Below are 19537 nucleotides of genomic sequence, written 5' to 3'. Positions count from 1 at the left end.
AGCGCTTCCTTTACGATATTATATGCCCTTGGAGGTGCGCACGGCAGCATAGCAATAGGCGATTTGTGCCGTCATTATTGGGGAAGAACGTTACGTAATTCTTATTATCGCCGAAGGTTGATTCATGTGTCGTCATGGTGATCTGTGTCAACGAGGAGAGCATTCAAAAAACTTGAGGTAACAGCTAATTGTTGACCACGCTTAAGAGAAGAGTGGCTCCTCAGAGAAAGGTTTGCATAGGAGTTTGCGCATATAACGAGGAGAAAAACATAGGCCTCCTTCTCAAGAATTTGCTGGCACAACAGGATCTTCTACCAAACTGCGAAATCATCGTCGCTTGTTCAGGTTGCACCGATTCTACACCTCATATCGTTGGCAAGTTTCAAGAAGCAGACCAGCGTGTGAAAGTAATCACCCAGATAGAAAGAGGGGGAAAGGCCCAGGCTCTAAACCTCATCTTTGAGCGTGCTTCCGGGTCAGAGGCGCTGATCCTCACAAATGCAGATGCAATTCCTGATGCTGGCAGTATAAATAGACTGGTGAAAGCACTTTACACATCTAATGTTGGGGCTGTAACTGGAAGACCAATACCCTTTGGCAAATCGGTTGGACTTAGTGGAAAGATTGTGAAACTCATATGGGACCTGCATCACATGATTTCAACGTGCGAATCTGTCAAGATGTCGGGCGAACTCTGCGCTATACGATCATCCTTGGTGAACAGAATTCCGGCAAATCTTGCCACAGATGAACCTTACATTGAGATGCTCATTCGACGCCAAGGATACAAGATTGGCTACGTTCCGGATGCAGTCGTGTATATTCGATGCCCTGACAAATTCATTGAAATAATCAAGCACCGCAGGAGAATATGGGCGGGCCACTTGCATATCAAGAAAATGGAAGGCTTCACTGTTTCAACTTCAGATTTTCGTAAGATTCTGTCAACACTGGTTAAGAGTTTTAGGTTCAGCTTTAGGAATCTCCATGTGCTTGTGTTGTTCACTGGCATAGAGATTCTTTCTTACTTGCTCGCCCGTTACGATGTCAGCCGCGGGAAGATTCCTTTTGTTTGGGAAACCCTTAAGAGCACGAAAACTGTGTGTGCGGAAAGCGTGGAAAAAGTTTGAAGTCGAGGCTTTCTCTGTTTCCTGCAGTTGTCGGTTACCGTTCACATCATGGATTTGGTAAACCCCGCACGTTGCCCGTAAACGTTACGTTTAGCGTCACGAATCTCTGCAACAGCCACTGCAAAACGTGTCTTATCTGGAGGCTCTACCACGATCAGCCTCAGCTCAAGGAGAAAGAACTCAAAACCAGCGAGTTTGACAAAGTCTTCTCTTCTCTTGGAAATTCGGTTTTTTGGGCAACTTTAAGCGGCGGAGAACCCTATCTTAGGCCGGATCTTCCGCAAATATGTGAATCCCTCAGCGAACACTGTGAACCCAGCATAGTCAACATTCCAACCAACTCCTTGCTCCCTGAAGTGATCGAAGACAAGACCAAAAGGATACTCGAAAGATGCGACTTTCCTTCCCTAATCGTGAACCTGTCACTAGACGGGTTGAAAGAGGAACACGACAGAATTCGCGAAGTCCCAGGCAACTTCGACAAGTTTAGCGACACTTATGGTCGCCTAAGGCAGTTGAAATCAGAATTTCCCAACTTGCACGTCGGAATTCATAGTGTAGTGTCCAAGCATAGCATAAGCAGGCTTTTCGACGTCTATGAGTACGCAAGAAGCCTTGGCTGCGATTCTTACATAACGGAGGTTGCAGAGAATAGATCGGAACTCCTTAACAAGAGCGAGAACATTACGCCAAGCTCAGCGGAATATGCTGCATTTGTTCACGAGCTTAGTCAGAAAATGAAGCATGATCGAGGTTCCTTTAATGACTCGGTTTCGCGGACAACCAGAGCTTTCCGCCTTGCGTATTACGAACTCGCCGCGGAAGTGTTGAAAAAACGCCGACAAGTGGTCTCTTGCTACGCTGGTTACGCCTCGTGCCAAATCTCGGTTTTTGGGGACGTATGGCCGTGCTGTATCCTAGCGTATGATCACTCAATGGGAAATCTACGCGAAAATAACTACGACTTTCGCCAAGTCTGGTTCTCCCAAAGGGCACAAGACATTAGAAACTACATTAGAGGAAAAAACTGCGCGTGTCCTCTGGCGAATGCTCACTACACGAATATATTGTGCAATTTCACCTCTGCGCTAAAGGTCATCAAGAACATGATTCTTTACTGATTTCGGAAAGCGAGGCCACCGATTCCGCGCTATGTTCAGGAAACCTGTCTAACTTTGGCAAGGATTTTCGAAGGCGTTTCATAGCCAGAGATGAAATGCTTCAGTCGGCGGACAAGTGGTTCCGGATCTGCCTTCTTGAATTTCCTCTTCACAGATTCGATGCTTTCACCAATGAGCTCTAGGTTGTTGATGTCGCCTAAACCGCACTTCATCGCGAGCATCAGATGCTCTACTTCAGATGGTTCTATTTCCATTGTCTTACAAGCCACAAAATCAGTTGCAACAACATTGTCGCCAGCGATTATCAAGCCCATTTCTACTGGCGTGCCGAACAAGGGTCCTTGACCCTCCATAGCAGTCAGTGCGTCAATAACTATGAGGTCGGAAGGATATCGTTGGTTTATATCGACAATTGCTTGGGCTATTTGCGGATGCATCTTTGCTTTGGTTCTTTGAGGGTAGCATCCGAAGATGTTCTTGAGCCCGCAGGTTATCGTAGCGACTTCGCTTGTTTTCAGATTGCACAAGTTGATTAACTTGTCAAAATCCTTTCCTTTAACAAGCAGGTTCTTATGTAGATTGATGAGTTTGATTCCTTCTAGTTGATCATATCCTAAGGCAGTGTATTTTAGCTCGGGGTTCATTGAGGCATTCGGCGATTCGATTATCAAAATTTCAGATGTTAATGGCCTAACAAGATCCAGAATAGCCAAAGCAGCTTCCACGGAGGATGTTACGGGATATTTGTACTTGCTGTTGCATAAGTTAGGCTTGATCGCCACAGTTTCTCCCTTTTCTATGAAGCGTTCCATTCCGCCTAGCAAATCAACCGCTTGGACTATGGCTTCTCTTCTGTTTCCTTTCGCTTTGATCATCGCTACTTTATGCATTTCTAGATGCCTCCGAAAACGTAGGGGTGATGGGCCCATATTTTTCTTGGCAAAGGATTAGCTTGGTCAAACCAAAAGACTCTTTCAAGGATTTGCATAGTTGTTGATGGTTGATACGTGGTTTCCAAGTCTGCGGGCTGGAAAAAGTTCTTGAGGGATATGACCCAGTCGGGTTGAGGTGGCATGTCACAATATCCTGCTTCCAAAATCTTAACCCCTGCTTGCTTAAAAAGCTGTTTTAGGCCCTCAAGAGTCATCAAGCTCCTGTCGCCTCTGTCTGGGTGTGTGCACTCGGTCCTGTGAACGAAGTGATAAAGACCATGTAACGTTCGCCCAATGTTCAGTGAATTGGGAACAAAGGAGGCTACATACCTGTTTGAATTTCGGATCATCCGGTATATTATTTCGGGGCTTTGTTGAATGACACAAAAGTTCCAGACAAGGTCGAATTTTGATGGCATGTCACTGAACTTTCTATAGGATCTATGATGGCAGTCTAAAGCGATTCCGTCAACACCCCAGACATAATTTTGATAAGGCACCTCGCATGCAGATCTGAAACGATATTTCCGTTCCCACTTTCTCAGAACCGTGTACTGGCTCGCCATGCGCCATAACTCGCCTATTCCTCTGTACGGCTTCAACTGGGAAGCTGAAGACACCCTTCGCATGACTTCTGATTTCAAGGCAGTACTCAATACGCGAGCACGACCCTCATTATTGCGATTTGCTTTCGTCCTGTGGTGCTGAGTTAAGTGCTTCTAGCCTTTTGTCTTTCGCAGCGCTTTTGAGGGAGTTCATTAGCTTGGTTTCTCTCAGGAATGGAAGGAAAATGTCGATCAAGTGCAGAAAATGATTGTTGAACTCGAAGAATCCCATTCTAGTAGCTCTTCGTCCAGAGACCATGATTTTGGTCGAAGTAAGCCTTACTTTTTTCTCTTTTCCAAGCTGATTTAGGAAGTTGCCGTCTGAGTCGAACCTCTTCTTGAAGCCCTGCATTTCATCAAAGTCTTTTTTTCGCACGGCCATTAAGTTTGTGCTACCATGGAAATCTCTGGTTACTCTAGCCCAAACATGTAACAGTCCGTAATAAGTATCATACTCAATTCGTGCCCACGTGGGGGCGTCGTACATGATGCCAGAACCACAAATCGCGCTCAAAGCACGGTCTTGGGCGAACTGCTCGAGAATGTCAGACAAGGTGCCTTTCGGAAAAACTATATCGGCGCTTGTGAAGAGCAGTATCTGTCCTTTAGCTGTGCGTGCACCTATGTTTCTGGATTCGTATTCAGGAGTTTTGGGTTTAACTATCGTCTTGACGTTGTATTCTTTTGCGATCTTAAGGGTTCTGTCACTGCTGCCACCGTCGACTACTATTATTTCGAAGCTCTTGTACGTTTGTCTTTCCAGCGATTTGAAGAGATTGCCTATGAACCGTTCCTCATTCAACGTTGGAATTATGACCGAAATCAAGTAGCCGTCTTTGTTTTTCACTGTTGGTTCTCCATTTTCCACAGAGCAGTTCTTGATTCTACATTTCGCTTCTGCTTTTATAGTCATTGTCATTTTTCTTGCGAAACTCATAATCTTTTCGGGAATTTCCGGACAAAATCTGACAGTCTGTGCAATCGCCCCGAAAGTCCATAGATAATCAATGCTACAAGTGTGAAAAACGAAGCCACATAACTTGCTTTCTCGATTAAGCCAACCCTGTACTCAAAGACCAGCTCAGCTGGAAATTCTGTGCCATCCGGTACAGATACGTACATGAAATCTGGCCCAGCTCTGTATATGACCAAGTTGCGGGTTACACCATTCCTATCTGTCAATTGCGCAACCCAGTTCTGGAAGAATGATTCCTTGAAAAGCACTCCTGAACCGCGATTTACTGTGAGTTTGAGAAGCTCAGGGTTGGGGTTCGTGAAGTGTAGGTCTGCATTGTTTTCAATTCCCTTGAGTTGAACGATGCTAATATCGTCGAGATTTATGCGGCTCCATGTTTGGTTATATGCCCTAGTCTCTTCAATAACAAAGGAGACTTCATTAACATTGGTAAGTTTAGACTTGCCTGCAATGCCAAACGCGGTCAACGGAACTATGATCTTCCTCCAGCCCACCCAATTTAGTATTAGCGTTGTCTGAAAACTATTGCTCCAGTCCGGGGAAAGAATGGCGATCTTGAGCTGATTCGTTGAATTATCTCCGTGAACCCAGAGGGACAAAAACTTCATGTCTGTCCAATCCCAAGATTCACGCGGAGCATACCTGTATTCAATATACTCCCCGCCGGCCACCGAGGTGTTGAACCCGTATCCAAGTTCAAGCGTGCTGTGGCCTTCCCTAGTGATGTTGCCCGAAGTGCTCAGCGTTCCCCGCGTTTCTCTACCGCCTAGATATATTATCCAGCCCTCAACAGACTTTGAGCTTACGACTTGTCTCTGTACGGCTTTTTCTCCTGCGGCGGCAGCTAGCTCGATCAGTTTTGAGAAAAAGAAAGATTCCATCTGATTATCAGATAACGACGCGTGATGTGATACTCTCAGGCCATCATAGATCACTCGTCCCTTACTATACGACCCAAAAACAACCGTTGGATAGCCACTGTTCATGACTATTGTTGAAGCCCAAGGCTGAATGTCCTTGGACGCAACCCAATATTCACTTGGCGCCGCAAAATAACTGAAATCAACCCAATTGGAGACAGAAGTTGAAACGTATGTGAAATTCCAGTCTTGGCTGAAGATTTCTTTAGTTTGGTTTACTGGGTTTAAACCCTCTAGTACATACGTGTCAATGTTTCCTGTTTCGATAATGAGGCCGCCTCCACCTTCCACGTATTCTTTGAGCAATGTTCTAGCTTTGTCCGCTTCACGATAAGTGAAACTGGAAAGCACGACTACATCGAATCTCATTAAATCCTCCGAGGTATAATCATCAATGTAGACAGATCCTCTTACAGGAATCACGTAACGGCTGTCATATCCGGATGGAGAAAGCGAACGAAAAACTTCATCATACTGATCGTTCCCTGCAAGCACAAGCGCGGTAATTGCGCTACTCTCTGACAACACGGGAGTAGCTTCCTCGTATTCAAAGAAGTAAGCTGGGCCACTCCAATAACTCTCTGAAGGAATTTCGACAGACGATCTGACAGAGTAATATTCTGGTCTGTTGAGAAACTTCTCCGTCAATCCGTAGCGCTTGAAAAAATCGCCTCCACCCGAGGAATGCACCACCCTGCTTGCAAGAAACCACCTGACTCCATACCAATCAAGGAGGAAGTTTGTTTCGATCCAGTTGTTGGGATTCGTGAAAACTGCTTCTTGAAACCACCTGTTCCATTGTGGATATAGAACCGCCATCGACTGAACGCCTTCTGTCTGGGGCAAATCGTAGCGATAGTTGAACCACCGCATGACGTGAATCCAATCGGTTGAGAATCGGAAATTATCCTCGCTAGGGTTAATCTTGACTATTTGATCCGCTATGAACGCTGGATAATCCCATGAAGAAGCTCCAGGGTCAACCACAGTCTGCATTAACAAGGGATAGTAAGAAAGAGGGAGAATCAAAGCTAAAAACAGTATGATAAGGTGGAGTCGATGTCTTCCCAGCGATCTTATCTTTAGGAGTCTTGATTTAGATCGTTTTTCAAAGGTTTCTAAGATCGTGGATCCCTTCGCGATTTCGTTGAAAATTCCTCCGAAAACAATCCCACAATAGATTGAGATGTAAATAGACAGGAAGTATGTGCTATCATAAGTTGCAGCGAATCTTATGTTCGGAGGCAACACTGTAAATCCGTAGAAGAAGAGGAATACCATCAGCGCAATGAGTACTCTCGAAAAACGCTTGGTGAGAAAGTCGTACTCAATTCTCATGTGTCTGCGTAACAAGGCTGCAATAAAGAGCAATAGGAGGGGAACAGTAGCTCCTGCCCCTAGATAAATTAGCGGCTGAGGAATCGAATAGTGCCCTCCGCCCACGGAGAATGAGAAAAACCTATTGAAAGAAAAGGCAAAGAAGGGTAAATAAAAGAAAGCTGAAAGCATCAGGACAGGAATGAAGATTTTCAGCATTAACGCAATTCCCCCCTTGATCGTGTGGGAACAATAAATAATAACAAGCACCGCAGTCAACACGGAAAACAGTCCAATGAGAAGATTTGAAGTGATTGTCGCTGCCAGAAGTAAAACCGTGATTATGAAAAACTTTTTTTCGCTTGGGTTCTTCATTAAACAGAACAGAGAAAGCAACGAGAACATCCAAAACATGGTAGCAAATAGTCTAGTGTAGATTCCTCCTGCGAGCAGCGGGCTAATGAATCCTCCAGAAGTCGTCAACAAGATTGGGCTCAAGAACGCCGAATAACGATTTGACGTGATCTTGTGAACTAGTACGTACAAAGCGATTGCGGTCAGGCTGTAGGACAGTGCAGTGAAGAGGAAAAGTGTCGAAGTTACCGGGAGAGTTGTTGCTTCTGTAAAGATACCCCAGAAAAAGTAGACGAGCGGGTGATAACTCAGAAATATTGGCACCCCTGAATACCAGTATGGGTACCAGTTGATCTGCGGCCAGTTCTTGGAAACGAAAAGCGTTAAAGCAGCATGTGTTTGAGCGTCGTCTCCTTTGGGAAAGTTGCTATAATAACCAAAAAAACCCCCAAAGATGTTCAAGGGCAAACTAAACAAGACAATGTAAGTCACTATGAGGAGGATGTCGAACAGGAATTTACGAGGAATTTTCATTGGAACGCCCACTACAGAACAAGGCTCATTATTCTACACGTTCTTGCCAGATGGCTCTACTATGATATAACCATTCTGCGAAATCACATTCTAAAGAAGGTTGCGTGAAAGTCAGGTTGTCGCTTGTTCTTGAATCGGCGAAAGCGGTGTCTCACCTCATCAGCGATGCTAATCTGCCCAGTACACTTTTTGTGATGTAGGTCAAGAATCCTTGGATTTCATTGGTGGTCAATTTGGATTTACCTTTCTTTCGGTCAACAAAGGTTATCGGGATTTCCTTAACCATGAACCTATTCATCTTAGCTTGTCTAAGGGTCTCTATCTGAATCTCGTAAGTCTGACTGTGCAGATTGTGCATGACGTCCTTCACATAGTTCAATGAATAGCATCTGAAACCACTCGTGCAATCATACATTCGCGCACCTATAGTTACTGTAGCAATTAGGTTAGCGAGTCTACTGATTATTCTTCGGGTTGAACGCGATCCAACTACCTTTCCCCCGTCGACATACCTGCTGCCAATGACAAGGTCGTAGCCTCTCTTAGCTGCAGCGACGAGCCTAGGAATATCCCGCGGGTTATGAGAGTAGTCAGCGTCCATGGCAATAATGTGGCTAGGCGGCTCGTTCTGGCTCAGAATATGATGGAACCCAGCTGTTATAGCTGTTCCGAGACCTAGTTTTTCAGGTCTGGAAATCAGACTAATATTCCCGAACTCTTCCTGAAGCTTCCTAGCTATGTTCGCAGTTCCATCGTTGCTCGAATCGTCAATAACGAGAAGTGTCAAATCGAGCTTCAAACCTTCAATTTCTCGAACAAGGGTTTCTATGTTTTCTGCTTCGTTGTATGTTGGGAGCATGATGGCGACTGACATTCTACTTTGTGCCCTCCTCTTTGAGTTTAAGTAGGGCTCGGTGTATGGCGTGGCTGCGGTTGGCAAAAACTCCCTTCTTTATCATTCCATCAATCCATACCAGAAACTCTCGGTCAATGGCAATCGATATCCTAGCTTTCTTCCTCCGCTCATCAGGCCTAACCAAGCTCCATTCATACTCCGTAAGCACAATTCACAATTTTTCCTAACATTTTTTAGATTTAACTGTGCTGATAGTTTATAACTGTTGCGCAAATCAAACTGAAAAAAGAACCCGCAGTCCTCTATGAAATTGAATAGAGACGACTGTTTCCTGATTCTCTTGCTCATTCCTACATCGCCAAAGAGCATTGCGCTACAACCATATTTTATACTACTGATTAGAACAGCTTGATCAACAAAGTAGAACAGCATCCCAGCTAAGCCATTACGTTTTTATCCCTCGCACCAATGAAATGAGCCAAAGGAATTCGCCTCCTTGTCATCGAAAAAACAAAGGAAAAAACTGGGCGCAGAACGCCTACAACGCATAATCGACCAGTGCAAGTCTGTTGAGGAGCGAGGATTAGACCCCTTCATGGTCAACGTCGACGACTTGATCGCTGTTGTGCATGATTTTTTTCCAGAATGGGAATCAATGGACGAGTACAGCTTGGACTCGGAAGCCGTCAACCGCATGGCGTCTGTTATCAAGCTGCAAAGCGACTGGGTCAAGCACAGGTCAACTTCTCTGTACACAGACCCTTTCCTAATCGAGGAGAAACTGCGCAAACTAAGCCGAGAACGATTAGCCAGCCTCTTCCTCAACGCGTGGCACCCCATAGTCGAATTAGAGCAGATTTCACCCCACAGCCTACATGAAGCCATCAAATACTGGCAAGGATTGCTTCCACTAGACCAGCGATGGACAAAAACCGAGGCTTCCAAAACCGAGCTCGGCTCAGCCACGCGCAGCGACCTCATCGCCCAAAGAATAATCACTGAACAAGCATTCACCGAGGAACTGGAAACACTGTGGCATGAACTAAAGCAGAAAGCCGGCGGGAACGAGAAAATCGAGTACTGGAGCTTCGTGGGCGCAGACAGCTACGAAGAAACATCCCAACGAGCCTACATGACCAGTTTCCTAGTCACATACGGCTACGCCACATTCGAAGTGCACAAGCTAGAGGAAGAAATCTACATCATACCATTCAGCACACCACGCTCATTAGTAGGAAAAAAACAGGTAATCTCAATCCCAGTTTCAGTAAGCCACGAGGAGTGGAAACGTTGGAAAAACAACAAACACGCATGACCAAAAAGGGATCATACCAACGCAAGCTGAAACGAGCCACGCACCTGCTCTTCTACAAACGACATAGACGACCCGGCGTCAAAGGCTGGGAACTCCGAAAACGATTGGGCTCAGACTACCCCAAAGTGCTTGGGCTCTTTGACGCCTACCTCGAAAAACTGGACCTGCAAGTCAAAACAGTCTTCGAAGGCGAGAAACCCGCTGACAAGCCAACCTTGGAACAACTGGATCGGGCTCGCTTCTTCATAACGTTACGAGGCGGCTTAACCCCCAAAGAGACGAAATTGAGCGGTTGGCGAATAGACGACGTAGCCGGCTTAGCCATAGCCATAGCCTACATAATCTCAAAGAAAGGTCAGGCGCCACGAGACGAAGTGGAAGACCTACTACGTGACAAGTTGCCGGGCTGGCGCGTTGACATCAACCTAGACCGCAGCATCCGAGCAGGCTATTTGACGCAAGACGAAAACAGACAGCTATACTTAGACTGGAGAACCCGCGCCGAAATAGACGAAAAAGCCCTAGTCGACCTACTCTTAGCCGTTGAACCCGAAAAGAAACAGCAACAAGCCTAAAGCACACTTTCTAGCGGATTTTTCTGTAAAGCAGAATAATGGCTAAAGCCACAGCCAAAGCGCCTAGAACTGGAAAAGGGCTGTACAGCAGTTGGTCTTCAAGATACGGTGGCACATCATAAAACACAGTGTCTCCTGAACCTCGAACTCGGGAAGCTGACGCAGGCAACACTAGGTAGAAAACGATGTCCCCTGCACCTGTTCCTCTATTCTCAAAGTAAAACGTGGTCGCATTAAGTTTCTGCCACTCTGCCACAGGTTTGGCTGCGTGTTGCGCAAAGTCAACGGAGAAACTGCCCGTTAGATTAACCTTGAATTTTCTCCAATCCGTTTTGACTTCATACATGCGCTTCAGCTCCGTCTTGTTGACGGTGAAGGTTGCAAGGGCTGAACCGCCTAGGAAGAAGGAGTTGCGAATAGTCCGATTGGCATTCTCAAACGTTAATGGCGTGGCAGGGAGACCCCATCGCACAGACTGGTTTCCCTTCTCCAGATTGCTGGCAATTATCTTTGGAATTGTGTCAACTGCAAACTGCGTCTTCGCCTGCTCATACACCGCCTCATCAAGATTCCTGAATTCGAAGGTCACTGACAGACTGTCGTCAGCTCTGATGTTTGTTGTTGTTTCTGCGTAAGCCGAAATGACAGTGGACGCGATCAGGATGGCGATGAAAACGGTGAGCAAATGCTTCTTCATCTGACGTTCTCCATGCTTTCCCGATGTCTTGTTTCAACGCATTGGATGTTGAAGGCTTTAAATGTTATTGTCGAGCCAAGCTGGACATCTTGCTCTATGAGTTTGGTAACGTTTTCAGCTTATACGCTGGGTGAGAAGATCACAGTCGTGACAAAAGCTATTTGTCTTTGGCGCTGCCGCAACGTTGCTGAAGTGGACTTGGATCAACTTGCTAAACGGAAGAGTTAGTTGGATAAGACCACAGTTTCTTAATCGAGTCAAAGTTTTCCAGAAATCTCTGCCCCTTCTCAGTGGTTTTGTAAACTCTCTTCAACACTCTTTTGTGCCTGATAGACGTGTTTTCCAAGAATCCTCTTTCGATCAGCATTGGAAGGTACTCGTTTAGTTGAGCGTAGCTTAGCTTTGCCTTGTACATGATGTGGGTCTTGATCCTGCCTTCTACAGCTGTTTTCAGAATTTCAACAACAATGTCGTGGCGATCTCGTCTCTTGATATCGCCGTTATTGCTAGTACTCATTTACTAGACACTCTTGAGAAACAATCTTAGATAAGATAATAAACGTTAACATCATGGAAACGGGCTATGGAGATGGTTTGAAGAAAACGCTTAAATCCGCGTTGAATCATTAATTCATGCCATGCCTCAAGATAGGATTATGCAGCTTTTGCAGGAATTAGTTAAGAATTCTAAGAGAAGCGACAGAGACCTGGCTAAGATATTGGGTGTTTCGCAGCCTACACTGACTCGAATGAGAAAACGTTTGGAACGAGACAGTTACATACTTGACTACACGGCTATTCCAAACATGACTAAGCTGGGCTTCGAGATAACAGCGTTCACGTTCTTTGACATCGACCAGTATGACCCTAAGACAGGCGGGTTAGATGTGGCTCTTGGTGAACGTGCCAACAAGTGGGTGGGTCACAACAGCAAGATTCTTTTCGCCGCTGGCGGCGAAGGTTTGCATGGAAAAAACTGCATGATGGTTTCGGTGCACAGAGACTTTACGGATTACACGGATTTTGTTTCCGATTTGCGTGTTCAGTGGGCGCACAAGATTAGGGAGATGGAAAGCTTTTTGGTGTCTTTGAAGGCGAAGATGCCCAAGCCGTTTTCATTCAGGAATATCGAAATAGCTCCTTGAGACCGTGTAAACTCTGCGAAGTTCTTTGACTGGTTCCGGATGAGCGTCTACTCTAAGGTCTATTATTGGACGGCTCGTGTTCTTCCATCCTGGGTCTGCCACTTTCAGTGCGGCTGACATGCGTCCTCTTTTGTCTCCGCCTGCCTGCTGTCCTGCTTCTAATGCTTTTAGCAGTCGTTCCGCTAGGTTGGCTTTCTGGTTTTCAAAAGCAGCGGTCATGGCTTCTACGACTTGGGCGCCTGCGAGCAAGTTTCCTGCTGCAACGTGGTTTGTTCCGATGTGGTGTCCTTTCCAGTCTTCGGTTTCATTGCCCGTGAAAGCGGCGGCTCTTCCCTGAGCATCTAGCATTATGACTTGTCTTTTCTCTCTGTCTTTATCCTTCGTCAACATGGCGTCCAGAGCTTCTTGAGGCAGCAGACCTTGTTTCAGAAGTTTCAACCCCTCAATTCCGTAAGATATGTTGGTTTGAGCTTGGGTTGCGATGGCGCCCACATTGACCTCTACATGTGGAACTGTGCTCCCAACGGCTGGAATCGCGGTGGACGCGGCTGCGCCTAGGGCTAAAGTCTTAGGATCTCGGGCGACAATAGAAAACGTCAGAGTGACTGCTCCTCACATGGCTACTTTGTCTTGTTTTTGTCTTCTATCTGGGATAAGGGTTGAAAGAACGAGCGCTATTACCGCGATTATTGTGAGGAGGTAAAATGAATACTCTGGGTTGCTCGGATAACTATACATCAAGTAACCTGTTACAGCTTGGGAAAGTGAGCCCAAGCCGAAACTGGTGAAGAAGAATATGCCGTAGACTGCGCCTCGCCTTTCTGGCGGAGTTATTAGCCCTGTTAGCGAGTTCAGCGCTGGTTGGTGTCCATAGAAAGACAATCCGTAAAGAATGATGAAGGCTGCGACGCCAATGAACGCGAAGGCGGGTGGAGTGAACAGCAAGAGCAAAAGTGCAGCTGTTATTCCTGCTGAGACTGTGATGAGGACTTTTTTGGAGCCGACGCGGTCGGCTGCTCTTCCGCCCAGCCATTGTCCGGGCACGCCGCTGGCTAACACTAGGGTTGTGGCTGTGGCTGCCCAGAGGCTGGCGTTTTCCTCGCCTAAGGCGGCGAATGGCTTGAATGTAAGATATGCTGGAAGGAATAGTTCGATGCCTTTCATGTATAAGCCTATGAACACGTTGAATACGAGGATTGTCAACAGTCCGGGTATCTTGAAAACTCCGAGGACTCCGAGTTTAGATTCAGTGCTTCTGGTTTGGGTTGGGTTTCTTGAGATGATGAGTCCTATTAGTATGCAGAATATGCCGAAGATGATGAAGGAGATGCGCCAGTCTACAGCTATGCCTATGGCGAAGGCTAAGATTGGCGTGAACATGATGCCCACCGTGCCTCCTACTCCGTGGATGCCCATGGCTTCGCCCATCTGCCCATGATAAACTTTGGAGATTAGTGAGTTGGCTGTGGGGTGGTAGAGGCTTGCCCACGCAGCCATAAGGAACATGGCTAGGCTGTAGATCAGTACATCCCTAGCGAATATGAGGACAAATGTGGATGCGCCTGCCAAGGCGAGGGCGAGGGCGATGATTTTTGTTTCGCTTATTTTGTCGGCGAGTGGTCCTCCGACTAGGGAGCCTACGCCGTAGATTAGCGATGTTATTGTGCCAATTGTGCCGAGGACTAGTAGGTTGGTTGTGTTCAGGTCTTTCATTATGATGAGCAGTAGTGGTGGGGCGATTAGGAAGAGTGAGTGGTTGAGGCTGTGTGCCGCGCCCAGTAGAGCCAGTAGTCCTCTGTCTTTCTGTGTCAGGTGTCCTCCTCTCTCCGTCTAGACTTTTCTTGTTTGTCTTCCCAGTACGGTCTTGTGCGTAAGAATTGAATCTTTGCTTTCAGTAGGTCCATGTAAAAGTCGTCTTCGTTGGGGTGCATTTTGGATAGGATGCGGAAGGCGGTTTCGGGTCCGACGCCTTTGACTTGGAAGGCGACTAGGGCTTTTTTGCCGTGGCTTAGAACTAGGTCAGCGGTTCGTCTGGCATGTGTCAGTTGTTCCAGTTCTTCGGGCGTTATTTCTTTTCCTTTCAGTCTTCGTTTGAGTATGTCGATGAGCATTTTTGGATCTTGAATCGGATGCAGGTCTGCGAGTAATCCGGAGCCGCATTTCTTGCATGCGAGTTTGTCTGGAAGTTCTCGGAGGCGCCTTTCTTCTGTATGAGCGCCGCAGTTGAAGCAGAGCTGTGATGGTCGTCGGGTTAGGATTGTTTGTTTCATGCGTTCTATGTTGCTGAGTAAAACGCGTTCTGGAGCCATGAGTTCTGGGACTTCAACATACTTCGCTAAGATGCGGTAGCCTAGGGGTGTGGGCTTTTGAAGGCGTAGCAGTGTTGAAATCTTGGTTTTTCCCTGTTTGATGCTTTGCATTATGTTTTCGACTGTGGGGATGTCTACTTTTTCTTGCATGGCTTCGCGCATGGTTTCCTCGTAAATGGGCGTTTTGGCGAATCTGCTTGGCAGCTCAGACAAGCGTTCTGGTCCCATTGTTTTGCCTCGCGGTAGGGCGCCGAAGCGTTCGGCTACAAATTTCATTTTGTACGAGAATGGGAAACGTGCCTTGAGGTATTCGTTGAAAGCTTTCTCCATTTCCTCAGAGGATAGTTCAAACAAGACGTGCGGTAGTTTGTCAAGTTCTTTTGGTTCGATTTTGCGTGGTGCTTCGATTAAGATGCGGTAGCCATCGTTCCACCAGCCTGTTATAAGTTCCTGATCGGATAGAACTGCGTCGAATATGGCGCCTAAGGTTCGGTTAACAATCTCACCGTAGCAAGCGTGAACTATGATCCATTTATCGAAGGCTTCGATAAGAATGTGATTGTGAGTTGGGACTGGAGCGCCTTCCTTCAACTGGTCCTGTATTTCTTCGGCAGGTTTGAGCATGGTGGATTTGTTTGTTGAGAGTTCTTTGGCGAGTTTTTCTGCGACCTTTTCTGGTTTGTTTCCTTTCTTGAGTTCTTGTGTTATTTCTTCTCGTAGTTTTCCTGCTTCTTGCGCCAAGCTGTATGGTACGGGTAGGATTTCTCCGTCCCATCCTGGCAATGCTGCGAATGGGTCTTCTGCGGGTACGACGTAGACTGTGCCTGTTTCGTCTTCTATTTGGACTATGCGCCATACTTTGCCGCGTATGATTATGTTTAAGCCTAGGCGTGCTCTCAATGCCATGAATTCGTCTCCGACTGTGCCTATGGTGCGGTCTGAGAGCACGTCTACGATGGGGTAGCGTCTCTCGTCGGGTATCATAGATAGGTTTTGGTGGTAGTATTCGCGTGTTCTGCGGCTGCGCTTCAATGTGTTGCCTTCTAGCCAGACCTCTCTTAGCCTATGTAGGTATTGGGCGACTTCTAAAAATTTCTCGCGCGTGAGGTTTTGGTATGGATAGGCACGTCTTATGATGTCGAGTGCTTCGTCGACTGTGACTTGCCTTTTGTCCATTACGATGCCTACGATTTGATGGGCGAGCACTTCCAAGGCTCCTTCGTGAATGATTAGGGGCTCGAGTTGTCCTTTGTAGGCTCTTTTCACGGCTGTGACTGCCTCTAGTGTGTCGTCTGGAAACGCTGTAATGATGATGCCTTTGGAAACTAGGTCAAGTTTGTGTCCGCTGCGTCCCACGCGTTGGATGAGGCTGCTGACTTGCCGCGGCGACAAGTATTGTATGACTAGGTCGACGTGTCCTATGTCTATGCCCAACTCCAATGTACTGGTGCAGACGATGGCTTTGAGCGCCTTCGCCTTGAATTCGTCTTCGATTGAGGCTCGGATTTCTTTTGACAGTGAACCATGATGCACGGCGATGTCGTTGCGTTCCAGCTGAGTGAACTTGTGTCCTAAGACTTCGGCGTTTGCTCGACTGTTTACGAAGATAAGCGTGGAGTTGTGCTGTTTCACGAGGTCGAGTATGCGTCTGATGCGAGCTGCTGCCTCTGGTGCCGTGTGAAGTTTTTGAGCCAAATCGTAGTCTGCGTCTTCTGGAAGTGGATACTCGACACTATAGTGGTAGCCTTTTGGTAGGGGAACTTCGATTACTTTGATGGGTCTGTTGGCGCCGGCGATGAATTGAGCTACTTTTTCTGGGTTGCCCACGGTTGCGGATAAGCCGACGCGTTGAAACTCGTGTTTGGTCAGTTCGAATAAACGTTCTAAGGCAATAGTTAGCTGGACTCCTCGTTTGTCTTCTGCAAGTTCGTGGACTTCGTCGACGACTACGTAGCGGACGTGGCTGAGGTGTTGCTGCATTCGTTCGCCGGGGAGAATGGCTTGCATTGTTTCAGGTGCAGTGACCAGCATGTTGGGTGGGCACAAGGCTTGGCGTCTTCGGATTTTGATTTCGGTGTCGCCGTGGCGCACTTCGATTGTTATGCCGAGCTTGGTTGCCCAGTAGGATAGTCGCTTGACCATGTCGCGGTTTAAAGCCCTTAGTGGCGTCACGTAGACGATTGATATGCCATGCTTGTCCTCTTGCTGCATGAAATTGGAGAATATGGGTAGAAGAACAGCTTCGGTTTTGCCGCTGCCTGTAGGCGCGATCAATAGGACGTTTTCGCCGTTTAGAATAGCTGGGATGGCTTTAACCTGAGGCTCAGTGGGCTGAGCGAAACCTAATTCTTCTAAAGCCTCACGTACGGGTTTCAAAAGCAACTCATAGGCGCTGGAGTCTTCCATCCCATTAATCAATTCAGGGACTCACTCAAACAGTCTTCAAATAACTTTAAAGCAATCTATTAAACAGTTACTGGAGGTCCTTGGTAAGCTCTGCAACTTTCAACTGGTGATGCTGATTACGGTTCGAGTTGCGCGCTTCAATGACCCAAGCTGGGATCCTCGACCAAGCTAGACTACGACCCCACATGAATGATCAAGGATATTGGAGCATCTTACCTCCTATCTGTGAATGACTCTGGCTGTCCATATCCGTGGCATCTCTGGCATTTCCTATGAACTGGGAAACGCTCTAGGCACCATAGTAGTTTCTGAGTAATGCGAGAACGCGTGTTGACCAGTCATGTTGTCGCTTTTTGCTCTTTCGCCAGCTTTCTGAAAGCGGAAGGTGGACTGACATGCTTGCTCGGGGTCCAAAGTCCCAGAGACCTTCTTTGTTTCTGTTTGTCCACAACCAATCAATCACGTTCCCCGCATGTTTACGCCAGCTTGGAAAATAGGAAAGTGTTTCAAGTGATGTGAAAAGCCTATCCAGCATTCCCGCTGTAAACCGTTGAGGAAGGTTTGACAAGGGAATCTCCAAGTAGCCAACGCCATCCTCTTTGTGCCATACCCAATCAACCAACGCTTTCTCAAGCGATTTTAACAACTTACTCGCTCTTGATCCAAGCAGAGCCAATTGATACCGATTATTAAGCACTAGATAGCTGTCTTTAACAGACGCTCCAGTCAACATCTGATGTGCCCGAATCTCCGCTTCTGCATCATACTTTCCTGAAGTAAACGTGCGCTCCGCAATTTCAGCCCACAAATCCCACGGTTCATCAAGTATAGCCAAAGTCGGACATATCCTAGCAAAGGTTGAAGAAGCAAACAACTGCGTACCCGTAGCCCATCGGCTATTGCGCTCAGCAGGATCAGGAAAATCAACCGAACCCTCAAGCAAACGCGAAAGATAACCTACAGTGGCACAAAGAACGGAATCAGACGCTCCCAAACCCAAAGCTAAACCTCGCTCAACCGCGGCTTCAGTAGTCACGATTTTCCCCTTACTCTTCATCGCAGAATGAAACCTACCCCAGCTTCCATCCGCCCTCTGCTCACCCTTAAGCTCAAGAACCCACCGACTCCTCAACATCCCTCGGCGAGCATCAACAAGCTCACCCGAGCCACGAGACACCTTCAAAACATCACGCAGCAAACGAAAACGAACCACAGGATCACAATCATCCCGCAGAATACGACAAGCCAAATCCTCAATCAACTTAAGCTCCTTCATCGTAGCCTCACCCAACCGGTTCGAAATGTACTCTCAGCTCTCACTTAAAGGGAACCCGCAACCATACTTCAATCAGTCGAAAAACGCTTAACAGAGAAGAAAGTCACCACTGAACATTAGGTGTTCATCAGGCGAAACAAAAATGTCAGCTCGAAACGGCTGGAACATCATCTCCCAAAGTTATCAGGCGAAGACCACGATGTCGCTTGAAGATGTGCATTACGGACCGATTTCTCCCGGCGAGTCTGAGCTTAAATTGCTTGGAAACGTTAAGGGCAAGAACATCTTGGAGATCGGTTGCGGTGGAGGACAGAATTCAATAGTTCTCGCCAAGTGGGGCGCGAAACCCGTCGGTCTCGACATCTCAGAAGAGCAGATCAAACACGCTCGAAAACTTGCGAAGAAAGAACGAGTTAACGTTGCCTTCTACGTAGGCAACATGGAAGATCTCAGTGCGTTCATGGATGAAAGCTTTGACATTGTCCTCTCCTCATTTGCCATCGATTACATCGACGATTTTCTGAGGGCATTTCAAGAAACATTTAGAGTGCTGAGGAAATCGGGTTTGTTCATTTTCGCTGTTGTTCATCCCATTGCTCACAGAGGTCGAGTTGTCCGCTACGGGAGAAAAAGAATGTGGGCGGTCGGCAACTATTTTGACCGAAGAAAACGCCAATGGAAATGGCGAGCTGAGAAGAGGACAGCCAAATTCAACACAGGCCAAAGAACCCTCCAAGACTATTTCGACCTGCTCGTTAACACTGGCTTCAGTGTCGAGAGAATTCTAGAGCCCGAACCCTACAATGTTGACATAATGAGCGAAAAGGAGCGAAAAAAGATTCCATACGCAGCAGAATATTACTCGAAATATTACGACATATGGAGCAAGGTTCCATACACCATCATCTTCAAGACAAGAAAACCACGATATGCACAATAGCCAATGACAACCTGGGCACTCACTTCACTGCCACGTCGCGGCATATTCCCTTTCTTCGACCCCCCTTGACCTGTTTGAAACCTGCTTTCAGCCAAATCCTTGTACAGCGTTTCCAACGCATCGTCAACA

The 19537-nt window shown here is 46.9% G+C and carries 18 protein-coding genes; 6 read left to right on the top strand and 12 right to left on the bottom strand.

What is annotated here, in order from left to right; all coding sequences use genetic code 11:
• Positions 1-191 precede the first annotated feature (191 nt).
• A complete protein-coding gene (locus VJ249_10875; protein HKZ95063.1) occupies positions 192-1130 on the top strand; it encodes a glycosyltransferase in 939 nt (312 codons plus the stop codon).
• Complete coding sequence (locus VJ249_10870) at positions 1127-2251, top strand: radical SAM protein (GenBank protein ID HKZ95062.1); 1125 nt, start codon at positions 1127-1129, stop codon at positions 2249-2251. Before VJ249_10875 ends, VJ249_10870 begins: the two co-directional genes overlap by 4 nt.
• Before the next feature lie 35 nt (positions 2252-2286).
• Here VJ249_10870 and VJ249_10865 read toward each other — a convergent pair whose 3' ends face one another.
• From VJ249_10865 to VJ249_10840, 6 genes are all read right to left on the bottom strand, one after another.
• Positions 2287-3141 carry a DUF362 domain-containing protein gene (locus VJ249_10865; GenBank protein ID HKZ95061.1) on the bottom strand — a complete coding sequence of 285 codons (855 nt, stop codon included), beginning with the start codon at positions 3139-3141 and terminating at the stop codon, positions 2287-2289.
• A gap of 2 nt (positions 3142-3143) precedes the next feature.
• Positions 3144-3827, bottom strand: coding sequence for a hypothetical protein (locus tag VJ249_10860; GenBank protein HKZ95060.1), 684 nt, complete (start codon positions 3825-3827; stop codon positions 3144-3146).
• A 31-nt stretch (positions 3828-3858) separates the two neighbouring features.
• Positions 3859-4635 (bottom strand): glycosyltransferase, encoded by a 777-nt coding sequence (locus VJ249_10855; GenBank protein ID HKZ95059.1) that lies wholly within the window; start codon positions 4633-4635, stop codon positions 3859-3861.
• A gap of 86 nt (positions 4636-4721) precedes the next feature.
• A complete protein-coding gene (locus VJ249_10850; protein HKZ95058.1) occupies positions 4722-7889 on the bottom strand; it encodes a 6-pyruvoyl-tetrahydropterin synthase-related protein in 3168 nt (1055 codons plus the stop codon).
• A 151-nt stretch (positions 7890-8040) separates the two neighbouring features.
• Positions 8041-8763 (bottom strand): polyprenol monophosphomannose synthase, encoded by a 723-nt coding sequence (locus VJ249_10845; protein HKZ95057.1) that lies wholly within the window; start codon positions 8761-8763, stop codon positions 8041-8043.
• A 1-nt stretch (position 8764) separates the two neighbouring features.
• The gene (locus VJ249_10840; GenBank protein HKZ95056.1) at positions 8765-8953 is read right to left on the bottom strand and encodes a ribbon-helix-helix domain-containing protein; all 189 of its coding nucleotides are present in this window, start codon (positions 8951-8953) and stop codon (positions 8765-8767) included.
• Between the two features lie 288 nt (positions 8954-9241).
• On the opposite strand from VJ249_10840, the gene VJ249_10835 reads away from it, so the two are divergent.
• Both VJ249_10835 and VJ249_10830 read left to right on the top strand, forming a co-directional pair.
• On the top strand, positions 9242-10060 hold the full coding sequence (locus tag VJ249_10835) for a hypothetical protein (GenBank protein ID HKZ95055.1): 819 nt from the start codon (positions 9242-9244) through the stop codon (positions 10058-10060).
• Positions 10036-10635 (top strand): hypothetical protein, encoded by a 600-nt coding sequence (locus VJ249_10830; protein ID HKZ95054.1) that lies wholly within the window; start codon positions 10036-10038, stop codon positions 10633-10635. The genes VJ249_10835 and VJ249_10830 overlap by 25 nt, the downstream gene beginning before the upstream one ends.
• A 10-nt stretch (positions 10636-10645) precedes the next feature.
• Here the strand turns inward: VJ249_10830 and VJ249_10825 are convergent, their stop codons facing one another.
• Together VJ249_10825 and VJ249_10820 are read right to left on the bottom strand one after the other, a co-directional pair.
• Positions 10646-11332, bottom strand: a complete 687-nt coding sequence (locus VJ249_10825) for a hypothetical protein (GenBank protein ID HKZ95053.1) — start codon at positions 11330-11332, stop codon at positions 10646-10648.
• Between the two features lie 211 nt (positions 11333-11543).
• On the bottom strand, positions 11544-11849 hold the full coding sequence (locus tag VJ249_10820) for a winged helix-turn-helix domain-containing protein (protein HKZ95052.1): 306 nt from the start codon (positions 11847-11849) through the stop codon (positions 11544-11546).
• 148 nt (positions 11850-11997) lie between these two features.
• On the opposite strand from VJ249_10820, the gene VJ249_10815 reads away from it, so the two are divergent.
• Positions 11998-12477, top strand: a complete 480-nt coding sequence (locus tag VJ249_10815) for a winged helix-turn-helix transcriptional regulator (GenBank protein ID HKZ95051.1) — start codon at positions 11998-12000, stop codon at positions 12475-12477.
• On the opposite strand, the gene VJ249_10810 is transcribed toward VJ249_10815, so the two are convergent.
• The 4 genes from VJ249_10810 to VJ249_10795 form a co-directional block, all read right to left on the bottom strand.
• A complete protein-coding gene (locus tag VJ249_10810; GenBank protein ID HKZ95050.1) occupies positions 12448-13065 on the bottom strand; it encodes a DUF1028 domain-containing protein in 618 nt (205 codons plus the stop codon). The two genes, VJ249_10815 and VJ249_10810, sit on opposite strands and share 30 nt — an antisense overlap.
• A 24-nt stretch (positions 13066-13089) precedes the next feature.
• Entirely contained in the window at positions 13090-14256 is a 1167-nt protein-coding gene (locus VJ249_10805) for an MFS transporter (GenBank protein ID HKZ95049.1), read from the bottom strand.
• 29 nt (positions 14257-14285) lie between these two features.
• Positions 14286-17204, bottom strand: coding sequence for a DEAD/DEAH box helicase (locus VJ249_10800; protein HKZ95048.1), 2919 nt, complete (start codon positions 17202-17204; stop codon positions 14286-14288).
• A gap of 277 nt (positions 17205-17481) precedes the next feature.
• A complete protein-coding gene (locus VJ249_10795; GenBank protein ID HKZ95047.1) occupies positions 17482-18468 on the bottom strand; it encodes a hypothetical protein in 987 nt (328 codons plus the stop codon).
• Between the two features lie 142 nt (positions 18469-18610).
• Here VJ249_10795 and VJ249_10790 point away from each other — a divergent pair, with 142 nt between their 5' ends.
• On the top strand, positions 18611-19408 hold the full coding sequence (locus VJ249_10790; GenBank protein ID HKZ95046.1) for a class I SAM-dependent methyltransferase: 798 nt from the start codon (positions 18611-18613) through the stop codon (positions 19406-19408).
• The last annotated feature ends 129 nt before the right edge of the window (positions 19409-19537 follow it).

The sequence above is a fragment of the Candidatus Bathyarchaeia archaeon genome (genome assembly GCA_035283685.1).
Classification (GTDB): domain Archaea; phylum Thermoproteota; class Bathyarchaeia; order Bathyarchaeales; family Bathyarchaeaceae; genus DATETJ01.
The sequence above is the reverse complement of the archived record's forward strand: the minus strand, read 5'-3'. Positions and strand labels throughout refer to the sequence as shown.

Bases quoted from the DNA above. Each gene is read 5' to 3' on its own strand.
- VJ249_10865 (HKZ95061.1), bottom strand. From the start codon at position 3,141: ATGCATAAAGTAGCGATGATCAAAGCGAAAGGAAACAGAAGAGAAGCC.
- VJ249_10850 (HKZ95058.1), bottom strand. From the start codon at position 7,889: ATGAAAATTCCTCGTAAATTCCTGTTCGACATCCTCCTCATAGTGACT.
- VJ249_10845 (HKZ95057.1), bottom strand. From the start codon at position 8,763: ATGTCAGTCGCCATCATGCTCCCAACATACAACGAAGCAGAAAACATA.
- VJ249_10825 (HKZ95053.1), bottom strand. From the start codon at position 11,332: ATGAAGAAGCATTTGCTCACCGTTTTCATCGCCATCCTGATCGCGTCC.
- VJ249_10820 (HKZ95052.1), bottom strand. From the start codon at position 11,849: ATGAGTACTAGCAATAACGGCGATATCAAGAGACGAGATCGCCACGAC.
- VJ249_10795 (HKZ95047.1), bottom strand. From the start codon at position 18,468: ATGAAGGAGCTTAAGTTGATTGAGGATTTGGCTTGTCGTATTCTGCGG.
- VJ249_10790 (HKZ95046.1), top strand. From the start codon at position 18,611: ATGTCAGCTCGAAACGGCTGGAACATCATCTCCCAAAGTTATCAGGCG.